Annotated in this window: 29 protein-coding genes and 1 pseudogene; 11 read left to right on the top strand and 19 right to left on the bottom strand. The window is 48.3% G+C overall.

Annotation, left to right across the window (positions count from 1 at the left end):
* The first annotated feature begins 31 nt into the window (after positions 1–31).
* The 3 genes from KNO61_RS13435 to KNO61_RS13425 all read left to right on the top strand — a co-directional run bounded on the left by KNO61_RS13435 (position 32) and on the right by KNO61_RS13425 (position 2243).
* Entirely contained in the window at positions 32–379 is a 348-nt protein-coding gene (locus KNO61_RS13435) for a PadR family transcriptional regulator (protein ID WP_214873581.1), read from the top strand.
* Positions 366–1328 carry an HAAS signaling domain-containing protein gene (locus KNO61_RS13430; protein WP_214873579.1) on the top strand — a complete coding sequence of 321 codons (963 nt, stop codon included), beginning with the start codon at positions 366–368 and terminating at the stop codon, positions 1326–1328. Before KNO61_RS13435 ends, KNO61_RS13430 begins: the two co-directional genes overlap by 14 nt.
* A 78-nt stretch (positions 1329–1406) precedes the next feature.
* Positions 1407–2243, top strand: coding sequence for an aldo/keto reductase (locus KNO61_RS13425; protein ID WP_214684966.1), 837 nt, complete (start codon positions 1407–1409; stop codon positions 2241–2243).
* A 34-nt stretch (positions 2244–2277) separates the two neighbouring features.
* Here KNO61_RS13425 and KNO61_RS13420 read toward each other — a convergent pair whose 3' ends face one another.
* The 4 genes from KNO61_RS13420 to KNO61_RS13405 all read right to left on the bottom strand — a co-directional run bounded on the left by KNO61_RS13420 (position 2278) and on the right by KNO61_RS13405 (position 5362).
* Complete coding sequence (locus KNO61_RS13420; RefSeq protein ID WP_078146002.1) at positions 2278–3090, bottom strand: MetQ/NlpA family ABC transporter substrate-binding protein; 813 nt, start codon at positions 3088–3090, stop codon at positions 2278–2280.
* 20 nt (positions 3091–3110) lie between these two features.
* A complete protein-coding gene (locus KNO61_RS13415; protein WP_214784498.1) occupies positions 3111–3773 on the bottom strand; it encodes a methionine ABC transporter permease in 663 nt (220 codons plus the stop codon).
* Entirely contained in the window at positions 3766–4512 is a 747-nt protein-coding gene (locus KNO61_RS13410) for a methionine ABC transporter ATP-binding protein (RefSeq protein ID WP_214813518.1), read from the bottom strand. The genes KNO61_RS13415 and KNO61_RS13410 overlap by 8 nt, the downstream gene beginning before the upstream one ends.
* Positions 4513–4621: 109 nt before the next feature.
* Positions 4622–5362, bottom strand: coding sequence for a hypothetical protein (locus KNO61_RS13405; RefSeq protein ID WP_214873577.1), 741 nt, complete (start codon positions 5360–5362; stop codon positions 4622–4624).
* A 109-nt stretch (positions 5363–5471) separates the two neighbouring features.
* Between KNO61_RS13405 and KNO61_RS13400 the strand changes: the two are divergent.
* The 5 genes and pseudogenes from KNO61_RS13400 to KNO61_RS13385 all read left to right on the top strand — a co-directional run.
* A pseudogene (locus KNO61_RS13400) lies at positions 5472–5693 on the top strand (alcohol dehydrogenase catalytic domain-containing protein); the annotation flags it as partial.
* 113 nt (positions 5694–5806) lie between these two features.
* Positions 5807–6232, top strand: coding sequence for a MarR family winged helix-turn-helix transcriptional regulator (locus KNO61_RS13395; RefSeq protein ID WP_214684958.1), 426 nt, complete (start codon positions 5807–5809; stop codon positions 6230–6232).
* A 109-nt stretch (positions 6233–6341) separates the two neighbouring features.
* A complete protein-coding gene (locus KNO61_RS13390) occupies positions 6342–6869 on the top strand; it encodes a CarD family transcriptional regulator (RefSeq protein ID WP_143180210.1) in 528 nt (175 codons plus the stop codon).
* A gap of 110 nt (positions 6870–6979) precedes the next feature.
* On the top strand, positions 6980–7300 hold the full coding sequence (locus tag KNO61_RS17280) for a PAS domain S-box protein (protein ID WP_251030850.1): 321 nt from the start codon (positions 6980–6982) through the stop codon (positions 7298–7300).
* Positions 7260–7886, top strand: a complete 627-nt coding sequence (locus KNO61_RS13385; RefSeq protein ID WP_251030849.1) for a methyl-accepting chemotaxis protein — start codon at positions 7260–7262, stop codon at positions 7884–7886. Before KNO61_RS17280 ends, KNO61_RS13385 begins: the two co-directional genes overlap by 41 nt.
* Positions 7887–7949: 63 nt before the next feature.
* Here the strand turns inward: KNO61_RS13385 and KNO61_RS13380 are convergent, their stop codons facing one another.
* The 3 genes from KNO61_RS13380 to KNO61_RS13370 form a co-directional block, all read right to left on the bottom strand.
* Complete coding sequence (locus KNO61_RS13380) at positions 7950–8648, bottom strand: hypothetical protein (protein ID WP_214873575.1); 699 nt, start codon at positions 8646–8648, stop codon at positions 7950–7952.
* A 13-nt stretch (positions 8649–8661) separates the two neighbouring features.
* Positions 8662–9030 carry a hypothetical protein gene (locus tag KNO61_RS13375; RefSeq protein WP_214684953.1) on the bottom strand — a complete coding sequence of 123 codons (369 nt, stop codon included), beginning with the start codon at positions 9028–9030 and terminating at the stop codon, positions 8662–8664.
* A 234-nt stretch (positions 9031–9264) separates the two neighbouring features.
* Positions 9265–10764 carry a malate:quinone oxidoreductase gene (locus KNO61_RS13370; protein ID WP_214689009.1) on the bottom strand — a complete coding sequence of 500 codons (1500 nt, stop codon included), beginning with the start codon at positions 10762–10764 and terminating at the stop codon, positions 9265–9267.
* Positions 10765–10955: 191 nt separating this feature from the next.
* On the opposite strand from KNO61_RS13370, the gene KNO61_RS13365 reads away from it, so the two are divergent.
* Positions 10956–11417 carry a DUF2691 family protein gene (locus KNO61_RS13365; RefSeq protein WP_214873573.1) on the top strand — a complete coding sequence of 154 codons (462 nt, stop codon included), beginning with the start codon at positions 10956–10958 and terminating at the stop codon, positions 11415–11417.
* Between the two features lie 27 nt (positions 11418–11444).
* Positions 11445–11987 carry a histidine phosphatase family protein gene (locus KNO61_RS13360; protein ID WP_047795747.1) on the top strand — a complete coding sequence of 181 codons (543 nt, stop codon included), beginning with the start codon at positions 11445–11447 and terminating at the stop codon, positions 11985–11987.
* A gap of 26 nt (positions 11988–12013) precedes the next feature.
* Here KNO61_RS13360 and KNO61_RS13355 read toward each other — a convergent pair whose 3' ends face one another.
* The 4 genes from KNO61_RS13355 to KNO61_RS13340 form a co-directional block, all read right to left on the bottom strand.
* Positions 12014–12877 (bottom strand): DegV family protein, encoded by an 864-nt coding sequence (locus KNO61_RS13355; RefSeq protein ID WP_214873571.1) that lies wholly within the window; start codon positions 12875–12877, stop codon positions 12014–12016.
* Positions 12878–12991: 114 nt separating this feature from the next.
* Entirely contained in the window at positions 12992–13474 is a 483-nt protein-coding gene (locus KNO61_RS13350) for a methylated-DNA--[protein]-cysteine S-methyltransferase (protein ID WP_214684944.1), read from the bottom strand.
* Positions 13461–14354, bottom strand: a complete 894-nt coding sequence (locus tag KNO61_RS13345) for a DNA-3-methyladenine glycosylase family protein (protein WP_214873569.1) — start codon at positions 14352–14354, stop codon at positions 13461–13463. Before KNO61_RS13345 ends, KNO61_RS13350 begins: the two co-directional genes overlap by 14 nt.
* Entirely contained in the window at positions 14351–14899 is a 549-nt protein-coding gene (locus KNO61_RS13340; protein ID WP_031424154.1) for a bifunctional transcriptional activator/DNA repair enzyme AdaA, read from the bottom strand. Before KNO61_RS13340 ends, KNO61_RS13345 begins: the two co-directional genes overlap by 4 nt.
* A gap of 173 nt (positions 14900–15072) precedes the next feature.
* On the opposite strand from KNO61_RS13340, the gene mprF reads away from it, so the two are divergent.
* Positions 15073–17565, top strand: coding sequence for a bifunctional lysylphosphatidylglycerol flippase/synthetase MprF (mprF, locus tag KNO61_RS13335; protein ID WP_214873566.1), 2493 nt, complete (start codon positions 15073–15075; stop codon positions 17563–17565).
* A gap of 41 nt (positions 17566–17606) precedes the next feature.
* Here mprF and KNO61_RS13330 read toward each other — a convergent pair whose 3' ends face one another.
* From KNO61_RS13330 to KNO61_RS13295, 8 genes are all read right to left on the bottom strand, one after another.
* Entirely contained in the window at positions 17607–18176 is a 570-nt protein-coding gene (locus KNO61_RS13330; protein WP_214684938.1) for a DUF1349 domain-containing protein, read from the bottom strand.
* The gene (locus tag KNO61_RS13325) at positions 18151–18693 is read right to left on the bottom strand and encodes an NUDIX hydrolase (protein WP_214684936.1); all 543 of its coding nucleotides are present in this window, start codon (positions 18691–18693) and stop codon (positions 18151–18153) included. Before KNO61_RS13325 ends, KNO61_RS13330 begins: the two co-directional genes overlap by 26 nt.
* 13 nt (positions 18694–18706) lie before the next feature.
* A complete protein-coding gene (locus KNO61_RS13320) occupies positions 18707–19201 on the bottom strand; it encodes an LURP-one-related/scramblase family protein (RefSeq protein ID WP_078145988.1) in 495 nt (164 codons plus the stop codon).
* Positions 19202–19263: 62 nt separating this feature from the next.
* Complete coding sequence (locus KNO61_RS13315; protein WP_214684934.1) at positions 19264–19929, bottom strand: HAD hydrolase-like protein; 666 nt, start codon at positions 19927–19929, stop codon at positions 19264–19266.
* A gap of 102 nt (positions 19930–20031) precedes the next feature.
* A complete protein-coding gene (locus KNO61_RS13310; protein ID WP_214684932.1) occupies positions 20032–20682 on the bottom strand; it encodes a FusB/FusC family EF-G-binding protein in 651 nt (216 codons plus the stop codon).
* 121 nt (positions 20683–20803) lie between these two features.
* Positions 20804–21070: a CD3324 family protein gene (locus KNO61_RS13305; protein WP_078145985.1), complete on the bottom strand. Its 267-nt coding sequence runs from the start codon at positions 21068–21070 to the stop codon at positions 20804–20806.
* Between the two features lie 246 nt (positions 21071–21316).
* Complete coding sequence (locus KNO61_RS13300; protein ID WP_214873564.1) at positions 21317–24091, bottom strand: glycoside hydrolase family 3 protein; 2775 nt, start codon at positions 24089–24091, stop codon at positions 21317–21319.
* Positions 24088–25140 carry an alpha/beta hydrolase gene (locus tag KNO61_RS13295; protein WP_214873700.1) on the bottom strand — a complete coding sequence of 351 codons (1053 nt, stop codon included), beginning with the start codon at positions 25138–25140 and terminating at the stop codon, positions 24088–24090. Before KNO61_RS13295 ends, KNO61_RS13300 begins: the two co-directional genes overlap by 4 nt.
* Between the last annotated feature and the right edge of the window lie 40 nt (positions 25141–25180).

Here is a 25180-nt window from a genome sequence, read left to right as displayed (position 1 = left end):
ATAAAGATAAACGAATGAAGGAGGCGAAAAAATGTCTGATGTAAAAGCCTCGTTGGTGACGGAGTTGCGGCGCGGCACATTGACGATTGCGGTGCTCAGTCAGTTGAAGACACCCCAATACGGCTATTCTCTCGTTCAAGCACTGCTAGATGCCGATATCAACATTGATCAAAGTACGCTCTACCCGCTCTTGCGTCGACTTGAAAAACAAGGACTCGTCACGAGTTCCTGGGATACGACAGAGAGTCGACCACGCAAGTACTACGTGCTCAGCTCGGATGGGATGGACATTTTGAATGAGTTGTACGTGGAATGGATGAACATGTCGAAAACGTTGACCCATCTAATTGAAGGAGGAAATGATCATGAATCTTCGTGATGTGTATATCGATGAAGTCACCTCTCGAATCCCAGAGTCGATGCGGCAAGACGTCGCACTCGAATTGGAATCGACCATTGATGACATGACTGGAAATGACCCGTCTGAAGCGGCTTTATTTGAAGCATTGCGCCAACTCGGCGACCCTCAAATCCTCGCTGCTCGCTACGCGAACCGACCACTTTATCTCATCGGTCCTGCTCTCTTCACACAGTACGTGAACATCATTAAAATCGTCTTACCGATTGCCGTCACGGTTGTCACCATTCTCTCGATCATCGGTTATTTGACCAATCCCATCGACGACACGTCTTGGAGTCAATTCTTGATTCAAGCATTCCTTCAAACTGGTGCGGCTATCTTCAATGTCGTCGTTCAGACGCTATTCTGGATCACCCTCACGTTCTTCATCATTGAACGTGCTGTACCTGAGGGTGAAGTGCCTTTCTCTAGTTGGAAACCTGAGCAACTCAAGAAGGTAAAACCACGTTCGACCTCGATTTATTTTGGTTCGATTTTGTTTGACTTTATCGCCACCGTTCTGATGGTCGTATTGTATGTCAACGCCGAGCAGTTGATTCGTGTTGTCACAGATAGTGAATCCTATCCGCTACTCAATGCGTCGGTCTTGGATCAATTCTTCCCGTTTGTCATCGCCCTGGCCGCCTTTGGGATCGCCATCGCCATTTACAAATGGATGGTTCGACATTGGACAAAGCCGCTCGCCTTATGGAACGCGCTCTTCAATATCGTATGGATTGTCGTCACAGCGCTCATTATGCTGCAACCCGATCTAATTTCGACCGAAGCGCTCCCGTTGATTGCTGAGCGAATCAACGCCGACCTTGAAACAATCAGTCGTTGGGGCGTCTGGAGTGTCTTACTCACCATCATCATCGTGTGTATTCTCGATTTAGCAGAAGGTTTGATCAAAGCGTTTCGACGTTGACCTCACATTCAAACGTTTCATTTCCAAGGAAAGTGGAATAGCGGAGAAGAGAACGGATTTTGAATGGGGAGGCATTTGATGGGTATTCCAACAATCAAGCTACATGACGGTTATGAGATTCCGGCCATCGGACTCGGGACGGTTTATTTAAAAGGTGAAGCAGGGGTCGACGCCATCACGTGCGCCATCCGGAACGGATATCGACTCATCGATTCGGCGATTCGCTACGATAATGAAGGCGCGGTCGGTGAAGCGGTTCGCCAATCCGGCATCCCGCGTGAACAACTTTTCTTAACATCGAAACTGCGCGCGCAATATTATGACTACGATCAGGCGCTCGAGATGATTCGAGAGTCCCTATATCGAGCGAACCTCGACTATTGGGATTTGTTCCTCTTGCATTGGCCAAACCCGAAACAAGACAAGTACGTTGAGGCATGGCGTGCCTTGATTCAAGCGAAGAAAAACGGATGGATCCGCTCTATTGGGGTATCGAACTTCATGCCGGAGCACCTTGACCGCTTGATTGAAGAAACGGGAGAAACACCGGTCATTAACCAAATCGAGTTACACCCGTACTTCTCTCAAGTCGAACAGCGGAAAGCCGATAAAGAACGCGGCATCATCACAGAAGCGTGGAGCCCGCTCAGTCGCGCCCGCACGGTCATCCATGACGAAAAGATCACCGAGCTCGCCAAACAAAAAGGAAAGAGCGTGTCTCAAGTCATCTTGCGTTGGCACGTGCAGCTTGGTGTCATCCCGCTCGCCCGCTCGTCTAGCGAGTTGCACCAAAAAGAGAATCTCGACGTCTTCAACTTCGAATTGACGGATGAAGAGATGGAGACGCTCAATGCGTTGACGAAGCAGGATGGTCGCATCGATGACCAAGACCCGCGAGAATACGAAGAGTACTAAAAAAGATTGAGCCTAGATGGCTCAATCTTTTTGTTTAAAACGCCGGAATGGCCGTTTCATCATAGTTTTCTTGCAAGAACGCACGGACTTCGTCACTTGTGAGCGCTTCGCCGAGTTTTTGGATCGCTTCGTCATCCTGGTTGTCTTCACGTGCGACAAGCGTGATGGCGAAATCATTCTCGACGCCTTCTGTTAAGAGTGCGTCACTCTTCGGTGTCAAACCGAGCGGTGCAGCGTAAGCCGGTGTCATCAAGACCGCATCGACATCATCGTACGCGCGCGCGAGCATCAATAAGTCGACTTCTTCAAATTTGAAGTTTTTCGGGTTCGATGTGATATCGGCCTGTGTATAGTACGTGCCTTCTTTCTCTCCGAGCTCGATCACATCATGTTGTGCGAGAAGGGAGAGCGAACGGTCGATGTTCGATACGTCGTTGGCGATCGCAATCGTTGCGCCTTCCGGAATGTCTTCCATCTTGTCATAGTTTTTTGCGTATACACCATAGTTTGCGAAATAAATCGGTTCGATTGGAACGAGATTCGCATCGTTGCTGCGGTTGAACTCCTCCATGTACGGAACGTGTTGGAAGAAGTTCGCATCGACTTCTTTCGCCGCAAGTGCCGAGTTCGGTTGAACGTTGTCTCCGAGAACGACGATTTCGAGTTCGATGTCGTCTTCCGCGAGCTGTTCTTTCGCGATTTCAAGCATATCTGTCATCGGTGGGATGAGTGATGCGACTTTCAATGTCTGTGGTTCATTTGCTTGTTCCGTTTGTGTTTCTGTATCGTTCCCACATGCTGCGAGGACGAGTGTGAGTGAGGCAAGAAGAGCCATCAATTTTTTCATATTCATTTCCTACTTTCTATTTAGCGTTTGTCGATGATGCGTGCCACGGTCGTGCCCGTGAATTGAATCAACTGTACGAAGACGAGCATGATGAGAATCATATAGAGCATGAGTTCTGTCTGAAATTGTTGATATCCATAACGGATGGCAAAGTCACCGATGCCACCACCCCCGACGACTCCCATAATCGTCGAGTATGAGATAAAACTGATGATGGATGTAGTCAATCCAAGGACAAGACCGGACCGGGCTTCCACATATAGAAACTTAAAGATGATGTCTTTAACCGTTGCGCCCATCGAGAGTGCCGCTTCGATGACCCCGCGTGGGACATCAATCAACGACTGTTCGACGAGGCGCGCATAATGTGCAATGGCAATGATGGAGAGCGGCACTGTCGCTGCTGCTGTTCCGATGGCCGTCCCGATAATAAGCCGTGTAAATGGAATCAAAAACACGACGAGTAACAAGAACGGGAAAGACCGGACGATGTTCACGACCAGATTGAGGACGGAGAAGACGATTTGATTCTCTAACAATTGTCCTTTACGCGAAAGGTAAAGCCACGTGCCTAATGGCAATCCGACTAGAATAGCGGCGAGAATCGATACCCCGACCATAATGAACGTCTCGGCAATGGACTGCCAAATCTCTGATTGGTAGCGCACCAAGATTTCAGGCATTCGCTTCACCTTCCTCTCGCAACTGTTCGACGAACCAACTTGGATTCTGATCGATGGCGACCACCCCTGTCGGCTCCCGTTCAATCGTCTCATGAACGGTACCGTCTGCCATGACGGTGACGCGATGACAGATTTGACGGATAACATCCATCTCATGCGTGACGAGCACAACGGTGACACCGAGTTGTTCATTGACCGACTGGAGGACACGCAGCACTTCTGCCGTCGTATTCGGGTCGAGAGAAGAGGTCGGTTCATCGCAGAGGAGTACACTCGGTTCGCTCGCGAGTGCCCTTGCGATCGCGACACGTTGCTTCTGTCCCCCACTCAACTTGGAAGGATATTTATCGCGATACGCTTCGAGTCCAACGAACCGAAGACACTCCATCACGCGCGTCTCCCATGATGATTTCGGTCGTTTGGCAAGCTTTAGTGAATCGAGGACGTTATCAAAGACGGTTTTATTCGCAACAAGATTAAATTGTTGAAAAATCATACCGATTCGATGTCGCTTCTTGCGTAGTTCCCGGTTAGAGAGTTCGGTCAACTGGTCGCCATCGATCGTGACGCTCCCAGCATCCGGTTTCTCCAACAAATTCATCAATCGAAGAAGCGTCGACTTCCCGGCACCGCTCGCGCCGATGATGCCGTAAATCTCACCTTTTCGAATATGAAGCGATACATCGCGGACGGCTATCTCTTGTCCATACCGTTTATGGACGGACGACAATGTGATCATGGCAGACATCCTTTCTACATCTCGTGAGTGAGTCAACCGTGTATCATTTTAGCGAAATAAAGAGTCGATGTCAGTTCATGTGCTCACATGAAAAGAACCGCACTGCGGTTCAGAGTGGATGTCGTTTGAAATGTTCAGCAATGTGTTGTTTCATGGCGTCTCGATTTTCGGCGAAGATGCGATGGCGATGCCCATTACCACCAGATGGATGCGGAAAACCGCTCAAAACGCGTTCCTGATCCAAAATACCTCGCTCAACCAATAATTCCACGGCTCGCCTCACGTTCACGCCCATCGGTAAGATGAGCGCATCTTGAAGATGGGCCATCTCTTCTGCGAAGATTCCTTCTACGTATGGTCGAAACAGCTCCGTTCGAATCATATCCGGGCTCGATCCGTTATAGTTCTTGCCTTTATAGAAGACGGGATAAGGAAGAACCGCTGTATTTTGAACGAGATGGTTCGCTGATCCAAACAAATCGAGGGAGGATTCGATCCCTAGATGATGATGTAACTCCAAATCGTCCAGCATCGTCACTAAGTTCTTTCGAATCGGACCGGAAAAACTGCCACGCTGTTTGACGGCTCGAAGCGCCTCTTCGTCTGTTGCATCCTTCAAGTCACGGATTGCCTCGAACGACTGACGCATTTGATACAAGCCTGGCGTGATTCCCGCGATGACGACTTTCGCGTTTGGATTGATGTATTCGAACGGTGCGTAATAGATGTCGAGTTGTTTCTTTTCATCACGGTCTAACAAAAAGTCTTCACTTTTTAACATTTCTTCTTCTAAATTTGATAACTGCAAAATCTTTGATTTATACGTGTGAAATAACGCTGTTCGTGTCATATAAACAACACTCCTTTCTCTATCTCTATTCCCCTAAATCTTTGTGTGAGAAAAGTTCATTTTTCAGACAAATGCTATTCAAAAATAAAACACTTTTATTCCGTTCTTTCCATTACAAACAGGCGAAGCGCTCGTCGATGTCGAGTATTGTGGCGTGTGTCACACAGACCTTCACGTCGCCGCGGGTGACTTCGGTGATGTCCAAGGACGTGTGCTCGGTCATGAAGGGATTGGGATCATATCTCAAATCGCAGACGATGTTTCGAGTTTGAAAGTTGGAGATCGCGTCAGTATCGCTATGGTCATCGACTTCAAAAATAAACACTGCTAATCAAAACGGGGCCATGTGCCCCGTTTTGTTCTAGATTGACGTTGACGGGGTATAGTTGCTTTTGTATAGTTAGGAACGTCTAAAAGCCGGAAATGAAAGAGGAGTGACTTGATTTGACTCCATCAACGTCAACCCGTCTACTTGATTTATTGTCAGAGCGCAATGATCAAGTTCGACGTATGAGTGAACAATCTTGGAATGAACAAAGTGATATCCAACTCTCGAACTCGGAATGGTATATTCTCGCGACACTTTATCAGTCGAAAAGAACGATTGCCGAGGTTACGCGCAGTGTCCATATTTCTCGACAAGCGATTCATAAACTGATCAAGAACCTCGAAAGTAAAGCGCTCGTTCTCGTGACAGACCATCCACAAAATCGAAAAGACAAATGTATCGAGTTGACCTCGCTCGGTCACACTTGTTATGAGCAAAACGAGACGCTCAAAGCACAACTTGAGCAACGGATCCAAGAAAGCATCGGCCAAGAGGCGTTTGAACAACTGAAAACCATTCTACGCTTGGATTGGAAACTATGACCGTGTCAGCTTGATGGTGACACGGTTTTTCATATGCATACATGACCCAAAACGTCAACCGAGTTGACATTTCATCTTCTGAATGACTATGCTTATAGGTAAGGAAGAGGTGATCGACTTGTTTAAAACTGGAGACTTAATCATCTACTCGACCCATGGCGTATGTCGCATCGACGACATTTCGGACAAAACGGTCGCAGGAGAGACGAAATCGTACTATACGCTTCACCCCATCAACAACTCACAAAAGTTACAAATCAGCATTCCTGTCGATAATGACAACGTGATGATGTTGACGTTACTGGAAGCAGACGAGGCATCAGAGATTTTAGAGTCGTTCCGCTCGCCTGGCGTGGAATGGAATCCACATTCCAACAATCGCAATCGTGAATTTTTGAATGTCGTGCATTCAGGAAACCGTCACGAGATTGCCCAAGTGGTCAATACATTGAGCCGTCGACAAATCGAGGCGCTTCAAGCGAACAAAAAGCTATACGAACAAGATCGTAAAATTTTAGAGAATGCCAAAACGATTTTGGTGAAAGAGCTCTCCCTTGCCCTCGAGCGTTCAGAGAGCGACATCGAGCGCACGATTGGCGAGTACTTACATGAAAGCATGGCGACACTCACACCTTGACCCTTCCATTTGGAAGTGGTCTTTTTATTTTGCTACAATCATATACTTATTTTGACAGTTATCGGGTATCCTAATACAAACAAATCAACTGATATAGGGAGGATGTTAGGATGCAACTGCACTCTAGTACGACCCATGTCACCGACACGCACGTTGTTCGGGCAATCGAAAACAATCTGGCTATCATTCGCTTTGATGAACATCGTCGCGTCGCCTACGTCAACGAGATTTTTGCCAAAACGATGGGCTACGAAGTCAAGGAACTGATGGGACGCCCCCATCGTGATCTTTGCTTGCCCGAGTTTGCGAACAGTCCCCAATACGACCTGTTTTGGCGTAAACTCATGCAAGGATTGAGTTATCACGACAAGATTGAACGACGTGCCGCCGATGGTCATAGTGTCTGCGACCTACATGCCAATCTTCGATGACGCCAATCAGAACGTCATCGGCGTTTCAAAGATTGCGGCCGATATCACGTCACGGCAACAAGACGTACTCCACATGGCGAATGATCTTCAAGAGACGTCTGAATACTTATCCGCCCAGTCCCAAATCGGGAAACAAGACGGAGAACACGTCCTCGAGAACGTCAAACTGATTGAACAAGAGTCGACTCAAAACCTAGAGCACCTAAAAGCGCTCCAGCAAGAGGCGAAGACGATCACGGATATTGTCCGAACGATTCGCGAAATCGCTGCCCAAACCAATCTCCTCGCACTCAATGCCGCAATCGAGGCGGCACGCGCAGGTGAGCATGGACGTGGCTTCAATGTCGTCGCGACAGAGGTCCGCAATCTTTCGAACAAAGTTTCGCTTTCCATCACTGAAGTGAATAACAACATCGAGGGCATCGTCAAACGCATCGATGACGTGTCGACGAGCATCGGACGAATCTCTCATAAAGTCAAAGATAGCTCCGGACAACTCGAACAGACGGTCCGTGAGTTTGAAAAACTGGCGGATTCGGCCGCTACACTCGAACAACAGGCGAAGACCTTCTTACGGATGGTCTAAATATGTTAAAACCGTTCACTACAAGCAAAGACAATGTGTTTTGCTTCGGGTGAACGGTTTTTGTCATCTCTCGTTAAATTGGGTTAATATATCCTCTCTTAGCTGTTGAAACGCATTCCCTTTCCATCCATAGTACTTCAAATGCTTCGTGCAAAACACGACGCCTGTCGCACCACTAGGATAGTTGATTGGAATAGGACCCAAGTCAATCCAGTCTCTGAGCCGATAAGACCGATTGTAAACCGATGATTTTATCATCTCGTTGGCGATTAACCATTTCATCAAATCACGTGTCGCATCCAGACTATGCACGATGACGACAGGCGGAGCATGCTCAAGCATCAATTCACGGAACCATTCCTGCCCTTGTTGTCTAATCGAAAGTGGGAGCGCTCTTAATTGTTTCGCATTTTTCGTCGGATATGCATTGATATTCGTCTCCAATACTTCGATTTTCCCATTCGACTTCGTTTCTAAATGTTCTACCAAATGATTCAGTCCAATTCTCGTTTTTGAAAAAGGTTTCTTTCCTTTTTGTATATTTTTCTGCTGAATGAACGTTAAAAACGATTCTCTGTCCGTTATTATATCGATGTATCGATTGACATCATAATTTACATCTATTTTCAAAATCGAAGAGGCTGGATTGATTCCAACTACAAAGACATTCGGTTTCGACCATTTATATTTACTGACAAACGGTCGCAAATATTCTTTCGTAGTGATGCTCTCAACAAACTCTTTCAACCCGTCTTGATTCATGAGACACCGCTCCTTATTCATCTTCAATTTGGAGTGACTCTGCCGACGCCGTATTCGTAATTTTGTGATAGTGCTCAAATTCGTCTGTCACTTCCTCTAGATATTCAGGACCGACGAATAACACGTTTGTTCCCTTCTCGACTAGTACGAGAGGGTATCCTTGAAATGTGACCGCATCAATCACATCCTGTACGTTCGACAGAATCAATGTGTCCTGTGTAGGATGAAACAATCTCACTTCGTGGAGGTCGAGCCATTGCAACACACGTTTGAGTTCCCATTCTCCATCTAACGCTATGGAGACGAGGATATAGTGATCGTTCTGACGCATCAGCACAGCAAAACAATCAGCGAGTTGAATCGACTCTGTCTTCAATTCCATGGCATACTCCTCATAGTTCGGAATGACACAATACTCAAAGTGATCATCGTATGTTCGCAGATGACGTAAATAACGCGCATATTTTTTCTGCTCCCAGTGACTCAATTTAATCGGCTTGATGAGCCATCACCTCTTTTCCATATTCCTATTTCTGTAAATACCCACTTTTTTGGTTCCCTCCCACAGAATTCAAAGAAAAGACGAGCATACGATTGTATACTCGTCTTGAATCTATTAATTGTGAACCATGTCCTTTTCCTCTAAACCGAGCGTGACCGCCGTCGATTCGTGAATCGTCTTGAATAAATCCGGATGTTCCGACAGCTTCAAGCCATACGACGGGACCATCTCTTTGATTTTCGGTTCCCACTCCGGTAAGTATTGCGGGAAGCACTGCTCGAGCACTTTCAACATGACGTGCACGGCCGTCGATGCGCCTGGAGAAGCACCGAGAAGTGCCGCGACCGACCCATCTTCAGAACTGACGACTTCCGTTCCGAATTGAAGTGTTCCTTTTCCTTGCGGTGTATCTTTGATGACCTGCACACGTTGCCCCGCCACGACGATTTCCCAATCTTCATTCTTGGCATTCGGGATGAATTCACGGAGTTCATCCATCCGTTTGTCGTGAGACAAGAGTACCTGCTCGATCAAATACTTCGTAAGTGGCATCTCTTTCGCCCCAGCGGCAAGCATCGTGATGACGTTGTTCGGCTTGACCGAACGAATCAAATCCAAGTTCGATCCTGTTTTTAAGAATTTCGGCGTGAAGCCGGCGAACGGTCCAAACAGCAACTCTTTGCGTCCATCGATAAAGCGGGTGTCGAGGTGAGGGACCGACATCGGTGGTGCCCCGACCTTCGCCTTCCCATACACTTTGGCATGATGTTGCTCGATGACCTCACGATTTTTGCAAACGAGGAAGAGGCCGCTGACCGGGAACCCACCGATTTGTTTCGATTCCGGAATCCCTGTCTTTTGTAAGAGCGGCAAACTGCCACCACCGCCTCCGATAAAGAGAAACGGTGCCGTATGCGTCTCAATCGTATTCCGAGACATGTCTTTCACTTTCACTTCCCAATGACCGTTCTCGAGGCGCTTCACGTCCTCGACGCTATGACCGTAGTTGAGCTCGACCCCGTTCGATGTGAGATGGTCAAACAACATACGTGTCAATGCGCCAAAGTTCACGTCTGTCCCTGAGTCGATTTTCGTCGCGGCAATCGGTTCATCCGGTGTCCGTCCGTCCATGATGAGCGGGATCCATTCCTGTAATTGACTCGGGTCGTCTGATAAGACCATCCCTTCAAATAACGGATTCGTTGTGAGCGCTTCCAAACGGCGTTTCAAAAAGTCGACGTTCTTCTCCCCTTGGACCATGCTCATATGTGGGATTGAACGAATAAAGGCTCCTGGATTCTCAATCAGTCCCTGCTTGACGAGATGCGCCCAAAACTGGCGCGAGATTTGGAACTGCTCGTTGACGTTGACCGCTTTGGAGATGTCAATCGTCCCGTCTGCGTTCTCTGTTGTATAGTTTAATTCGCAAAGTGCGGCATGTCCCGTACCCGCGTTATTCCATTCGTTTGAACTTTCTTCCCCTGCTGCATCGAGCTTTTCGAACACTTTGATGTTCCACTCCGGTACGAGCTCTTTAAAGAGTGAACCGAGCGTTGCGCTCATAATCCCTGCCCCAATCAAAATGACGTCTGTTCTCGTTTGCGTACTGCTCATGAAAACCCCATCCTTATCCCCTGAATTTTTTGTCATACGATTGAAGAATCCCCATTCCTCAATCGTATATTTTATAATCGTTATACCGATTATAACTCTTTTGTGATGAATGATAAGGGTTATGTATGATTTTTTGTGCTGAAACTTTTTATGAAAATGGGATGATCCCATCAAATGAAGGAGGTGTTCTTTTGAGACGTGGTTTACGTTTTACAATACCCAATCAATATGGGCAATTTCTACAAGCAATCTTAAGTCCAATCCCTCTTGATCGATACCAAGGGAAAGTGGTTGATGAGGAATCGTACATTGTGAAAGATGGGCAACTGGATCGCCTATTGTTTTCGGATTCAACCGTAATCGATGGTCGTCAATTCGCTGAACTGCTCACGCAACATGAACATTATTTGATTTTCGTTGATATCAAGGCGTTCCAACCGAATATGTCCTCGGAAATCGTAACGTATGAAGACTTTTTACATAGTACGTGTGAATTCGCTCTATTGGTGATCGACAGTCAAGACGTCACAATCTACTGTAAAGACCAAAAGATGCTCAATTCCCTTTACGAGAATGCTTCTTTGCATGGATTCGAGGAGATCACCTACATCACAAGTCATAATGACTCGATGACACGCTTGTCTTGCTGGTAACTAGATGTTTTGAAAAGGAGAATCCATATGCCCACACTCTATTTGATTCGCCACTGCTCAGCCGCGGGCCAAGAACCTGACGCACCGCTCACAGAAGACGGTCACGCCCAGTCTTTATGGCTTCGCGATTTCTTTTCTGAACTCACAATCGACCGGATCATCTCAAGCGATTATACCCGTGCAGTCGCTTCGGTCACGCCACTCGCCGATGCTCATCACCTCTCGATTGAACGTGAACCGTTACTGAGAGAACGCATCCTATCTCACGAACCGCTCGAAGACTGGCTGACCCCATTACGTCAGTCGTTCAGCGACCCGACGTTCAAGTTGCCTGGTGCCGAATCGGCTGAGGAGGCGACGCAGCGCATCCTACAAGTCGTCGAGCACGCCAAAGCTCCGCATGCTTCGACCCTATTAGTGACACACGGCAATCTGCTCGCACTCTTATTGCAACATCTCGACCCGCAATATGACTTTGAGACATGGCGTAAGATGCGTAACCCAGATGTCTATCGTCTCGATTATCACGACAGCACACCGGTCATCGAGCATATTTGGCCAAACAAATAAGCCGTCTCGCGATGAGACGGCTTTTGTCACTTCTCTACGAAAAACATCGAGATGGCACCAAGCCCGACATGTGTCCCGACCGAGACACCCATCTGCATAAGGTAAATCTCGCCGGCAAAATCGGTTTCGGTTTCGAGCTTCACTTTTAAGTTCTCCGCAATCCGTTGGTCCGATGTGTACCCGATGATCACGAAATTCGTGATGTCCGGGTTGACGCGTTTCACGAACTCGTCCGTATAATGCTTCAGCACTTTACGGGTGCCTCGTTCCTTGGCAACAATGGCACCTTTCCCGTTTTTCATACTCATGATGGGTTTTACCATCAGTAGTTTCCCGATGATAGCACTCGCGTTTGAGATTCGTCCGCTCTTGATCAAGTGGTCGAGGTCATCTACGGATAAGAAGTGCTTCACTTTCGTCTTGTACGTCTCATTGAAGTCAACGAGCTCTTCGAACGTCGCACCTGCTTCACGCATCTGTGCGCTCTTCAACAACAGCCAGCCGCTACCATGACTCATCGAACGAGAGTCGACGACATGGATTTTGACAGGTGAGTCAGGATGCGCTTCTTCAAAGTACTCTTTTCCGATGACCGCCGATTGATACGAGCCGCTCGTGCCGCTCGACATACAGATACATAAAATCTCCTCATGGCCGGCAGCGACCGCATCTTCCATCAATTTCAAGAACGTCGCCGGGCTCGGCATCGCCGTCGTCGGGAATTCCGGGAGCGCTTCCAACATTCCGTAAAAATCATCCGGCTGGATATCCACCCGGTCCTGGTAAGACATATTGTTCATGGTGATGATCAACGGCGCGACCCCGATGTTGTACCGTTCAAGCACTTCATCCGATAAGTCACACGTTGAATCTGCTAATAATTTAATCATGCATTCCTCCAAAACTTTCTCCATAAGTGACGGGAATCATCCTATAACTTCGTCGATTCCGACGTCACGATAGGACCTCTTCTAGTGTAGCAGATTTGGAGGGGGAAATGTTTTTTACTGGGGGTGATGTGCGACTTGTTTTTCATGTTGCAGGAGCCATTCTTTTCGCCAAAGTCCACCGGCATAGCCCGTCAATTTCCCAGTCGATCCGATGACGCGATGACAAGGCACGACGATGCTCAGTTTGTTGCGTCCGTTCGTTGCTCCGACTGCGCGAACAGCCGTAGGTCGCTTCACGCGTTCGGCAAGTTCGCGGTAAGAAGCCGTCTCCGCATACGGGATGGTTTGTAACGCATCCCACACGTCATGTTGAAACGTTGTCCCGATTTGCTCAGTCGGGAACGTGAACGTCATACGCTCGCCACGAAAGTAGGCGTTTAGTTCATCCCGGCACTGTCGCAATACATTTGGTACATCTTGCTCCATACTTCGTTTGCTTTCCCGTTCGACGAATAAGATCGATTGAACGACCTGCTCCGTCCCGATGATTTCTAGGACGCCAATCGGTGTCTCCACGTCTAATTTATACGTTCCCATATAATGACCTCCACAGATAGAATGTCGCGTATCCTTCCCAACCTTGCCACGATTCACCGTAACGCTTCACTTCTTCAATCGTTGGTTTCTTCGCTGTCCCTAACTGATGCTGAATCGCTTGATGCAATCCGACATCCGCAATCGGAAAGGCTGATGCGTCCTGAAAACACTTCATCAACACATAGTCTGCCGTCCATGCTCCGACACCTCTTATCGCGAGTAACCGTTGACGGATATCAGCTGAAGAGTGTGATTGTAAAGCCGTTTTTGACAGGTCTCCATTCGTTATTTCCCGTGCAATATCAATGACATACTCTGCTTTCCTGCGACTGAATTGAAGCTCACGTAATTCTTCCGGTTCGAGCAAGGCGATTCGTTCCGCCCACGGGAACGTCCAGTACGCTCTTCCTTCGACGACTCGATGGTCTCCATATCGTTCAACAAAGCGTCGTTTGATCGTATACGCAAACGACAAGGTGATCTGTTGCCCGATGATGGCCCAAACGAGTGCTTCGAACAAATCTGGAAAGCCAATCATCCGTAATCCGCGATGTGCTTCAATCAAAGGAGCCAGCAATTCATCCTCTTCACCCATCGCTTCAAACGGCGCTAAATCACGATCAAGGTCTAACCAGTCTCGTACCTCACGTGCGACACGTTCTTTTTGTGTCTCTGATACTTCATCGAAAGGGAACCGTACATGAATGTGATTCCCCTCTTCTCGAAGCTCGATCAGGATGAGCCGTTCCCCGATTCGCATCAACTTTCGAACCGTGTCAGGTGTGGTCACATGGAGCACTTCTTGTTCTGACCGACTTAAAAAGACGAGACACTCTTGAAAATCAAACGGCTGCTGAACAGCAAGTAGCATCTCTGTCATAGGTCCTCTCCTTTTCGATACATGTTCGGTGTACAGCCTTTTACTTGTCGGAACACACGGTAAAAGTTCGATGGTGTTTGAAACCCGACCTCATAGCAGACCGTCAGATTACTCATGTCGGTCGTTCGCAATAAATAAGCCGCCTTGTCGATTCGAATCCGTTCAAGTAGTTGCCTCGGAGTCTCTCCTGTCGCCTGGGTGAATGTCCGCTCCAAATGAAAGGGACTCAGTTGGGCGTGTTCGGCAATCTGTTCAAGGCGAATGGGTTGTTTATAATGGTTTACGAGATACGCCGTCACTTGTTGAACGAGCGCACGGTGTGGGGCGTGTTCGACTTCTGGCTGACATCGCTTGCACGGTCGAAATCCATTTGTCTCCGCTTCTTCTCTCGTTACGTAAAAATCAACGTTCTCTTTCTTCGGTTTGCGGGATCGGCACGATGGTCGACAATAGATCCCTGTCGTTTTTACGGCTGTATAGAACAATCCGTCATAAGTTGCATCGCAGGCGAGCACTTTCGCCCACTTTTCGTCAAACGTCAACATCTCCACACCCCTTTCTTCTCTCACTGTAGCAAATCTAAAATCAACATTTCGTCCTCTTTCTTGCGCTTACAATCCCCTCTTTTTGAAACGTTTTACAGATTTCAATCGTATCCTATAGTACGATTTAGACAGAAGCTGCTGTCAGTCCTATGGCAGATAAGGAGAAGATCGCAATGCGTACTCGTTTTTCATGGAAACAATTAAAATGGCTCATTCCTATAGCGTTAATCGGCTTGATTTTGATTCAGAGCGGACAAGAGTTGAAAGACCTCTCGCTCGCGACCGCCTTCACGACACTGAAACAACTGACCGGTTGGGAACAGTTCACACTCATCCTACTCGGTGGGATCGCTGTCTTGACGATGACGGGCTATGACTATTTCCTGCTACGCTCTTTACATATCGAGCTACCGAAACGAAAAATCGTTCAAACAGCGTGGATCACGAACTCGATGAACGGGATGCTCGGCTTCGGCGGCGTGATTGGGATTGCCCTTCGTACCTCCCTCTACCGTCCCTATACGGATACGAAACGCCTACTCCGTGCCATCGGCTGGATGACCCCGACACTCATCAGTGGTCTGTCCATTCTTTCCATCGGTGTGCTCCTCGGGATTTTCCCGGCTGGCGGGCTTATCGGTACGAAACCATGGATTTGGCCGGTGCTACTCGCCGTGAGTGCGATGCTCCCATTTTATTTGTTCGTCACATCACGCCGATCAAATGTCGGGTGGTCCACTCTGCTCGGGTACACGATGACCTCGCTCGCAGAATGGGTCACCGCAGGATTCGTCGCCATTTATGCCTTGACGTTACTAGACGGGTCGGCCTCGTTCGTGCAACTCTTCGGGGTATTCATTGTCGCGACGGTCGTCGGTGTCGTCTCCCTCGTCCCTGGGGGTGCTGGAACGTTTGACTTACTGTATCTCGTTGGGATGACTCAACTTGGGATTCATCAAGACATCGTTTTGTCTTCACTAATCATCTATCGATTCGTTTATTTTGTCGTTCCCTTTTTAATTGGACTTTTTCTCGCAGCCATCGCGTTCGGAGATCAGGTCGTCAAACAAATCGAGTATCGACCAATCATCGGGTCTTCTTATGAGATTGGGACCGTCGTCTGGCGCATCGTTTCGCGGACGCTTGCGAGGATTGGACGCTTGACTGGAAGTCTCATCGCACTCATGAGCAGTCTGTTGATTTGGTTCCAGACGCTTCTCCCGAGCGTAACGCCGCTCTATGAAGTGAATCGCTGGTTTGAATGGATTGGGACCCTTTTCTTATTGAGTGCCGGACTTCTCATGTTTTTGTCTGTCTATGGCATGTATGTGCGGACAAAACGAACGCTCTGGTTACTGAACACTGCCTTCATCTTGGCGACCATCGGGGTCATCGCTCGTGGTTTAAACCTGTTTGAGACGTTCGTCGTCATCGGGTTTGCGATGTTCGTCTGGTTGACACGCAAACGACACGTTCGATACCGTTCGATTTTAACGACAGGACGTCTCATCCGAAGCTTGATTTACGTCCTGCTCTATGTCGGCACCCACGCCCTCTTATTGCAGTCATTCGCTGGTACAGACGACTTGTTCTTCACATCGCATCAAGCCGGCTGGTTGACGACGTTCGTCTTATTGTTAACTTCAATCGTAGCAAGTGTACTCCTGCTCTTGTTCGATCGTTGGAAACGTCCGGCGCTTGGAGAAGCCTATGATGAACATCGCATCCGACAGTTCCAAGCAATACAGCCCACATCGAGCAGTTTTGACTTGGCCCATATGGCAGATAAGCGTTTTTACATGAATGAGGCCGGAGATGCGTGTCTGTTGTTTGCGACTTCTCGGAACCATGCCATCGTCCTTGGTGATATCCAAGGCGAGAAGCAGGCTGCGACTTCTCTTTTGACGCGATTCATTGAAGATGCGGATCGAATCGGGTATATTCCTTTATTTTATCAAATTACACCGAATTGGATGCCTCGCCTTCATGATGCCGGATTCACGTTCTTCAAATTAGGGGAAGAGGCGACGATTGACGTCTCGGCCTTCTCCTTATCCGGGAAGAAGCGTGCAAATATGCGCTCTCTCTACAATCAGTTTGAGAAGAAGGAAATCACGTTCGACATCGTCTGTGAACCGAGCCTCTTGCTGTTACAAGAGTTAAAAGACATCTCAGACGAATGGATCGGGAATCGAAATGAGAAAGGCTTCTCTCTCGGATTCTTCGACTATGAAACGTTGACACGTTATCCGATTGCCTTGTTGCGAGATGCGGACGGTGTCGTCGTGGCTTTCATTTCGCTACTCCGGGGAGACGGGGCCATCTCCATCGATTTGATGCGTTCGAAAAATGATGCGCCGACCGGATCGATTGAAGTGTTAATCCTTCACATCATCGAATGGGCTCGCGCAGAAGGCTATGATCATGTCGGACTCGGCGTGGCACCACTTTCCGCCGTCGGAGAGCAGACGTTCTCCCATTGGCCGGAGCGCATCGCCGCCGACATTTTTGAAAATATCAGTTACATCTATCCGTTTAGTGGCTTGCGACAGTTCAAGCAGAAATTCAAACCGTCTTGGGAAGGACGCTATCTTGCGTTCCGCCAGCGTCGTAAATTGTTGCCATCAATTTTACGGACAGCACGATTGATCAGTCGAAAACGCTAAAAAAAGGAATTTCTCACGATGAGAAATTCCTTTTTTCAGACTCACGTCGATGCTTCCCGTAGTTCCCAATTCGAAAATGTCACGTCAAAACCTGTCGCATTCACATCCGGGCTACAGGCATATGGACCGATACGTAATGTCGATACGTCATGAAGATGGGCGATGCGAAGCTGTTCACGCATATCTTCACCATATTCAAAGAAAATCTCCACATCTCCATCTGTATACACGATTTCAAACGTCAACGGATTGCGAACCATGTCATTTGAAAAATCACGTGTCGACCAATCCGAATAGCCAAACGAGGTGACGACTGCGCCAAGATGGGACGGTCCGTCCGGAATGTACTCGACAGACGTCTTGATCCAATGGTCATCATTCACATATAAGACGATTCCGGCCTGATCATATGTATGGCTCGGTTCCATTTGGATTGTCGCCCGACATGTAAATCGTTTGGCTTTGACGTCTGTTAGTCGTGCATGCGCCGTCATGCGGTTAAATCCGTAATGTGTATTTCGCCAAAAGTCTGTGTCTGGCAGCGTGCGAAAAGTGAGCGGTTCAAATCCGTTCACGCTATTCGGTTCATTTATCCACTTGTACGTATGCATGACGATCAATTCCTCCCCATTGACCTCGCATGGCAAACAGTAACGGTATCATCGGTGTGTGATACGGTATGAATTCATGCTGTTGAATCATCTGAAGAATCGTCGCCTCATCCGCCCACTTCACGGCTTGCACTTCAGATTCTTGAAGCGTCAGCTCGTTCAAATCCACTTCCATTTCGACCAAATAGATATCGTCAAATCCTTCGTCAAAATTGACTGTCAGATGCGGTCGTGTCTGAGATAGATCAAGCTTGAGCCCTATCTCCTCTTCGAGCTCCCGCATCGCGGCTTGCTGGCTTGTATCTCCTACCGTGGCACTTCCACCGACTGTAATATCCCACATGTTTGCCCAACCATCCTTGAACGGTTGGCGCTGTTGAATCAACATCTCGCCCTTCTCGTTAAAGATACATACGTGGATGACAAGATGGTATTCCCCTTTCGGCAATCGACTTCCGCGTTGCCACGTGCGACCGGTCTTTTCTCGGTCGACCGTATAGACGTCCCAAAATTCCATTCGATACTCCCCTTTATGTTGCTGCGCTAGATGCCGCTGCTTGATCTGCTTTCGCGCAATCGATCGCTACGACGATAGAGATGAGCAAATGCTCCATCTCCGGTTCTTCGACACGAATCTCGTAACTATCGCCCCACGAGAACCATTTCTTTTGCACACTTCCAATCGATTGTCCGTTCTTCGTTACATTAAAGTCCATGTCCCACCAATCGCCTTGGACATCGATCCCGGCCGCATCGATGGAATATTTCGGTTTGAAAAATGAAAACTCTTTCGAGATGGTCATCATATCTGTGCCGTCCACTTCCACAAAAAATTTCGGCAAAAAACTGAACGTCTTTTTCGTAATCGTTGTGACCGTCTGACCGTTCATGTCTTTAATTTCAAATGACTTCGGAAACTTCATAAAGCTACCTTCGATGAAATATTGATCATGTCCGTCCGCATCTTTGATAGTGAAGCGCCCGCGTAGACTGAACACTTTTTGTTTCATGTAGAGCGTGTGCATGATAATCCCTCCGATTTTGTTGTAGTCCTTTACTTACGAGACCAATCTCGAAATCGATTCACTTATAGCGAAACCGTCTCCTTTAGAACGATGTCGAGTACTTCCGATAAATGATTCACGATATAATCCGCTTCTTTCAATTCTGTTTCTTGCGCAAAATCAAAACGACAGCCGATTGAAATGAGTCCGTTCGCTCGTGCAGCCGAGATATCCGATAATCGGTCTCCGACTACGAAGCCGTCCTGAATCTCATACTTCTTCACGATTCCAGCCACTAAATCGGCCTTATCCAACGTGTCGATTTGTTGAATACTGTATGTTGCTGTGATCCAACGATCCAATTCATAGTGCGTGACGATGGCTTGTAAATAGTCCACCAAACCATTACTTGCGACGAAGATGGAATGCCCCATTTGATACAATTGTTCAAACAGTTCGAGTACCCCCGGATATAATGCTCCATTCCCGTTTTCGATGTTTTTGATGAGTCGTGTTAAGAAATAGGCATCGACCTCTTCTCTAGTTTGTTCGTCGTGTCGTGGGAGCAAGGTTTTCCAAACAACGGGCAATGGTACGCCCATGATCTTTCGGTATTCGTCAATCGGTGTCGGCCCATCCCATTCTCCATTTTTTTGTAGGTGTTCAAACGTTTCATCCAACGCCAACTCTAAAATCAAATCTGTCCGAAACAATGTTCCGTCCATATCAAAAATCACTGCGTGTTTCATCCGCTTCCTCCTTTTTAAATTAGAACTTCTTGGATTCTATCTAAAGAGATATCGGAAAGGTTGTACAGTATTTTATAAAAAATAAAAAGCCCGACTCTCTCGTCAGGCCTGTAACGCTGTATGAACAAAAGTATGCAAAGCCTCTTGGCTCGTGATGTGTTCGTTGCACGTCTTACTGTCTACACATACATATGTGCCGATGGCTTTGTAATAGTCCGGATTTTTCGCTTGTTTCGCTTTCGTGATCGTAACGCAGTACGTCACATCCGTGAACTGATTACAAAAGGCACATATATTTTTCTTCGTATTCGTACTCGGTTTACATGCAATGCCAATCAATTGACCTTCGTATTGGCAAATTATCAACTTTTGATTGGAACGTCCATCGTTCCAACCTAGATACGTGAGTCGTCCAAAATCAACATCGGATAACTCCGGTAAACGAAGCTTCTTTTGTTTCGGGAACAAACTCTTCAGTTGCTCGGCAGAAATAACGGGAAATGGTTGAACCCATTCTCGTAATCGTTGCATATATTCGTCGAACGCTTCGTTCGTCTGTAGCGTTGTGAACTGTAACAGCTTTAGTTGTTCAGTCGTTGCCTCAGGGAATGCATACATCACTTTCGATTGTGCCAAGTCGATGACTGCTCGCAAGACAGAAGGCGGCAGGCTTTGCATTCGACTCTCTTTGACGAGCATCACTTGTTCTTTGATGAGATTATATTGTTCGTTTTGAATAAATGGATCTGACATTTTGTCGCCCCCTTCCTTCATTCTCAGTTTACAGGAAACAATGCTTCCTTACTGTGTACACTTTGATTAAGAAATATAGTCGACCTAAAAAGGCACGACTAGCGAACTAGTCGTACCTCCTTCATGTCGACCGGTATACAATCTTTCGAATCGTGTGCGTCGCCAAATGATAGGACATGGCCAGATTTTCGATTCGCTCTCCGTTCCGAAACGCTGCGCGTATGGCTTCGTTTCGTTCCTCAAGTAATTGTTTTCCACCGTTGACCGTCCCCCATTTTCGTTTCGTGTCAGTCGGGGTCGGCACATATAACGTTTCACCTTGTACGTATTGTTGCACCTCTTGCAACAATCGTTCTGGCAGGATATGTTGCGCATTGACGTACTTCATCATACCTCGCTCCTTATTGAATGAATCCAATCCGATAAGGGAGCAAAGCCAAGTGGTTTACGTTAAAATCAAGCGATCAAGGTATTCGTTTCGCCCCATGCAAGTGATCGCCTTTCGTCCAAATGGCTTTGCATGAGTGCGTGAAGACCTAGAAAATCGAAGCCGATTTTCCACGGGTATGCGCCTCCTTTACGATGTGTCGTTCTTTTGATTATACAGTATTCAATGAATCGGCAAAAGGGCGGCTCAGCCGTTCTTCATACTGAATTCATCTGCGAGCTTGAAGGACACGTCCTTCACTTCTAATCCGCTTAACGCGAAATAGAGCTGGAGATAATTATGCTGGTTCAAGAAGAAGACCTGCTTCGTCTGCGTCACCCATTCTCCGTCCGTCCCATTAAACGTGAACGTCGCACCCGGGATATTGTTCGCAAATAATGTCACCGGCATCTGTGCCAACTCTCCCGCGTTCGAACGGGCAGTCAACGTGATGTCATACGTCCCCGTTTGGTCGACCGAGATAGCGAAGACGTGTGTGTTTCCAGTCGAGGTATCGATTCCTGACAAATCCACATGTTCCCCGTTTTCGAGATGTTGGTAATCCAACTCAAATGTATCCTGTTGATTCATCTCATCCTCAAAGCCGAGCACCTCGACTGAACCGTCATGAATCCCGAGAAGACGCTCCATCGCCGGTGATTTCAAGATGAACGTACAAATATTGCGCGCGCTCCGCAACAACTCGCCCCGTGTGACAATCCCTTCTTCGAGTGATGCCATCGTGTTATCCTCGAACGAGTTTAGGTCCGGTCGGTCGACGACCATGTACAAGTCGTTTTGTGAGCGAACCATCGCTGCCGTATTTTGACGATTGGCCGACTCATCCTCACGGAAGTTCACTTTTGCCCACCAGTCTGTCATGACGATGCCTTCAAAGCCCCACTCATCACGTAAGATACGCGTATTTTGATCGTATAGACCAGCCGTCCAGATCCCGTTGACCGCGCCGTATGTCGTCATGATGGACGATGCGCGTCCTTCTTTCACGGCCATCTCGAACCCTTTCAAATAAATCTCGCGTAACGCCCGCTCCGAGACGACCGAGTCGATATCGTGACGATGCGCTTCTTGGTTATTGGCGCTGAAGTGTTTGAGCGTTCCCGTCACCCCGACACGATGCATGCCGTTCAATTGAGCGACCGCCATCTTCCCAGTCAAATGCGGATCTTCCGAGAAATACTCGAAGTTTCGACCATTCAACGGGTTACGGTGAATGTTCATTCCTGGTCCGAGCAACGTGTCGACGCGGTTTTTTCGCATCTCAAGCCCAGTCATCTCAAACAAGTCTTCGACGAGATCGACGTTGAACGTGGAAGCCAAAAGCGTCCCGTTCGGAAGTGCGAACGCCTTCGTCCCGATATCCATGCGAATGCCTGATGGACCGTCGGCACAACACGCAGCTGGAATCTCAAGCTCGTTCAACCGGTCGGACACACCGCCAAACGCAGCTGCTGTCCCCGGCGTGACACGCGGTGAGTTCATCCCTTGTCCGCGGACAATCGCAGCCAAATCTTCATCCGTCAACTGATCTAGAAATGCGTCGAGCGAAGCCTTTTCATGATACACATCGCTCAATTTAATGCCTTGGTCACCCGTGAACACTCTAGTCTCAGGGCGTTCTTCCAAATAACGTGTCTCGACGTCAACGGCGCGAAGCGGCGTCGACTCGTAGCCTACTTCAAATCCTTTTTCGCCCTGAATCGGTTTCATCCGTTCGAACGGGAGGACGGGCGCCATATTTTCACTTAACGTCTCGAGGACACGTTGCTCCTGTTGCTCGACTTCGAGAGCGAGTGTAGCCGAACGCACATCCGTTCCGACGTGTAACCGATACGTTCCTGCCTCTAAAACGAAGCTCGATTCATGACCCGTCACGCCAGAGTCGTCATAGCTCGCAAAGTCAGTCATGTGGACGTTGAAAGAAAGGGTTTGCCGCTCGCCCGGTTCAAGAAGCAAGGTTTTCTCGAACGCCACCAATGACCGGAGCGGATTCCCAAGCTTCCCTTGCGGTTTCTCGACGTAGAGTTGGACGACTTCTTTCCCGTCACACTCACCCGTGTTCGTCACTTCCACCTCAACCGTTAAAACGCCATCTACCTCTGCCGTACGCTTCACTTCCGTATTGAACGTCGTGTAAGACAGTCCGAATCCGAACGGGTATAAAACGTCATCTTTCGCGAACGTCTCGAAGTAGCGATAACCGACATAGATATCTTCCTGATAAATTCCTTTATCCGCGTGACCGAAGTTCTTCGTCGACGGATAATCCTCGATGGATCGGGCAATCGTATCCGTCAGTTTCCCGGAAGGACTCACGTCTCCGACGAGCACGTCGACGAGTCCTTTTCCACCTTCCATCCCACCTTGCCATGCATAGAGGATGGCACTCGGCTCCTTCGCCCACTTCATGTCGATGATGTTCCCAACGTTCAACACGACGACCGTCTTGTCGAAGCGTTTCGTCACGCGCTCGATCATCGCGTGTTCGATATCCGTCAATAAGTAACTACCCGGATCGGCCGTGTTGTCACGGTCTTCTCCTGCCGTACGTCCAATCATGATGAGGGCGACATCTGATTCTTGTGCCGCCTGTTCGACGAGTTCGTCCGTTACGTCCATCTCTTGTTGCGACCACGGTTCACCGGCCCAACCGACACCTTGGTCGAACGGATTCTCCTTCACCCATTCCTCATACGTCGCATAGAGCGATTCATTGATGTGAATGTCTGGGCGCTCGCGTAGTGCCTCAAGCGGTGTCGTGACGTGCCCGACGTTCACCATCCCACCGGATCCCGTACCGCTCTTATAGTAATGGAACTGGCTACGACCAAATACGGCTAGCTTCGTTCCTGACTGTAATGGGAGGGTCTTCTGTTCGTTTTTGACTAACACGACACCTTCCGCGACCGCTTGACGTGCCAATTCCTCATAACGAGTCCAATCCAATGTATACTGTTTCATTTCGTCAGCTCCTTAAGTCCTTTTGCGATTTCATTCATACAATCGTCTGCCTGTGGATAGTCTCCCAACTTGTCCATGAAGGCATGGTCCATCCCCCGATATGGAATGAGGCGTGTCGGGACGCCCGCTCGTGCCAGTTTCCGCGCATACGCCTCCTCTTCGAGTCGTAAGTAATCGTACTCCGCCGTCACAATCAAAGTCGGTGGTAGGCCTGAGACATCGTCTGCGAATAATGGTGAGACGAGCGGATGCGTGACATCCACCTCCCCTTGAAGATAGAGGTCATTTAAGAGCGAATCCGAGTCGGCGAGGGCGAGCACGACACCTCGAACCAGGTCGTGATGGTGTGAGATATCGTACGCATCGAGCGTCCATTCAAAATCATCTGTCGGAATCGATCCCAGATTGACGACAGGATAGACGAGTGCTTGATAACAAATGCGCCCCTCCCCTCGTTCTTGTTCCATCAGACAGCAAGCCGTCGCCAAATTTCCTCCGGCACTGTCTCCGGCGACGCCGATTCGGTCTTTCAGGATGTTCAACTCATTCGCATGTGCGTGTACCCATTCAAAGGCGCGGTAACAGTCATTCAATCCGGCCGGGAACGGATGCTCCGGGGCAAGACGATAATCGACGGAGATGACGACCGCGTTCGCCCGTTCCGAAAGCAATTTACAAGGATTTTCGACCGTATCAAGCGTTCCGCCGAAGAAACCGCCACCATGGAAGAAGAGGATGGCTGGGATGGCTTCAGTATGATGCGGACGATACAGACGAACCGGGATGTCACCATCCTCACTAGGAATCATGAGATACTCGGTTTTGATATCAGTCGTCGTCTGATCCCGGTTCGGCCACCCCATGCTGGCACGTGCCACCTCGAGGTCAAATGCTGTATCCGGTTCATCGTGTGAAGAATGATTTGCGGTCAACGTCGCAAAGACGCGTGGATCAAGGTCACCGGTACGGTCTGAATCCGGTATGGGTTTGATGATGGTTTCGAGGTGGTTTGTTCTCGTAAGTTGCTGATGCTGATTCAAATAATCCATGAGATTTTCATAACTGTGTTTCAATATGTAGACCCCTTTC

The organism is Exiguobacterium sp. s140, from assembly GCF_018617035.1.
Lineage (GTDB): Bacteria > Bacillota > Bacilli > Exiguobacteriales > Exiguobacteriaceae > Exiguobacterium > Exiguobacterium profundum.
Note: the sequence above shows the minus strand (reverse complement) of the source record. Positions and strands in the feature narration are given on the sequence as shown.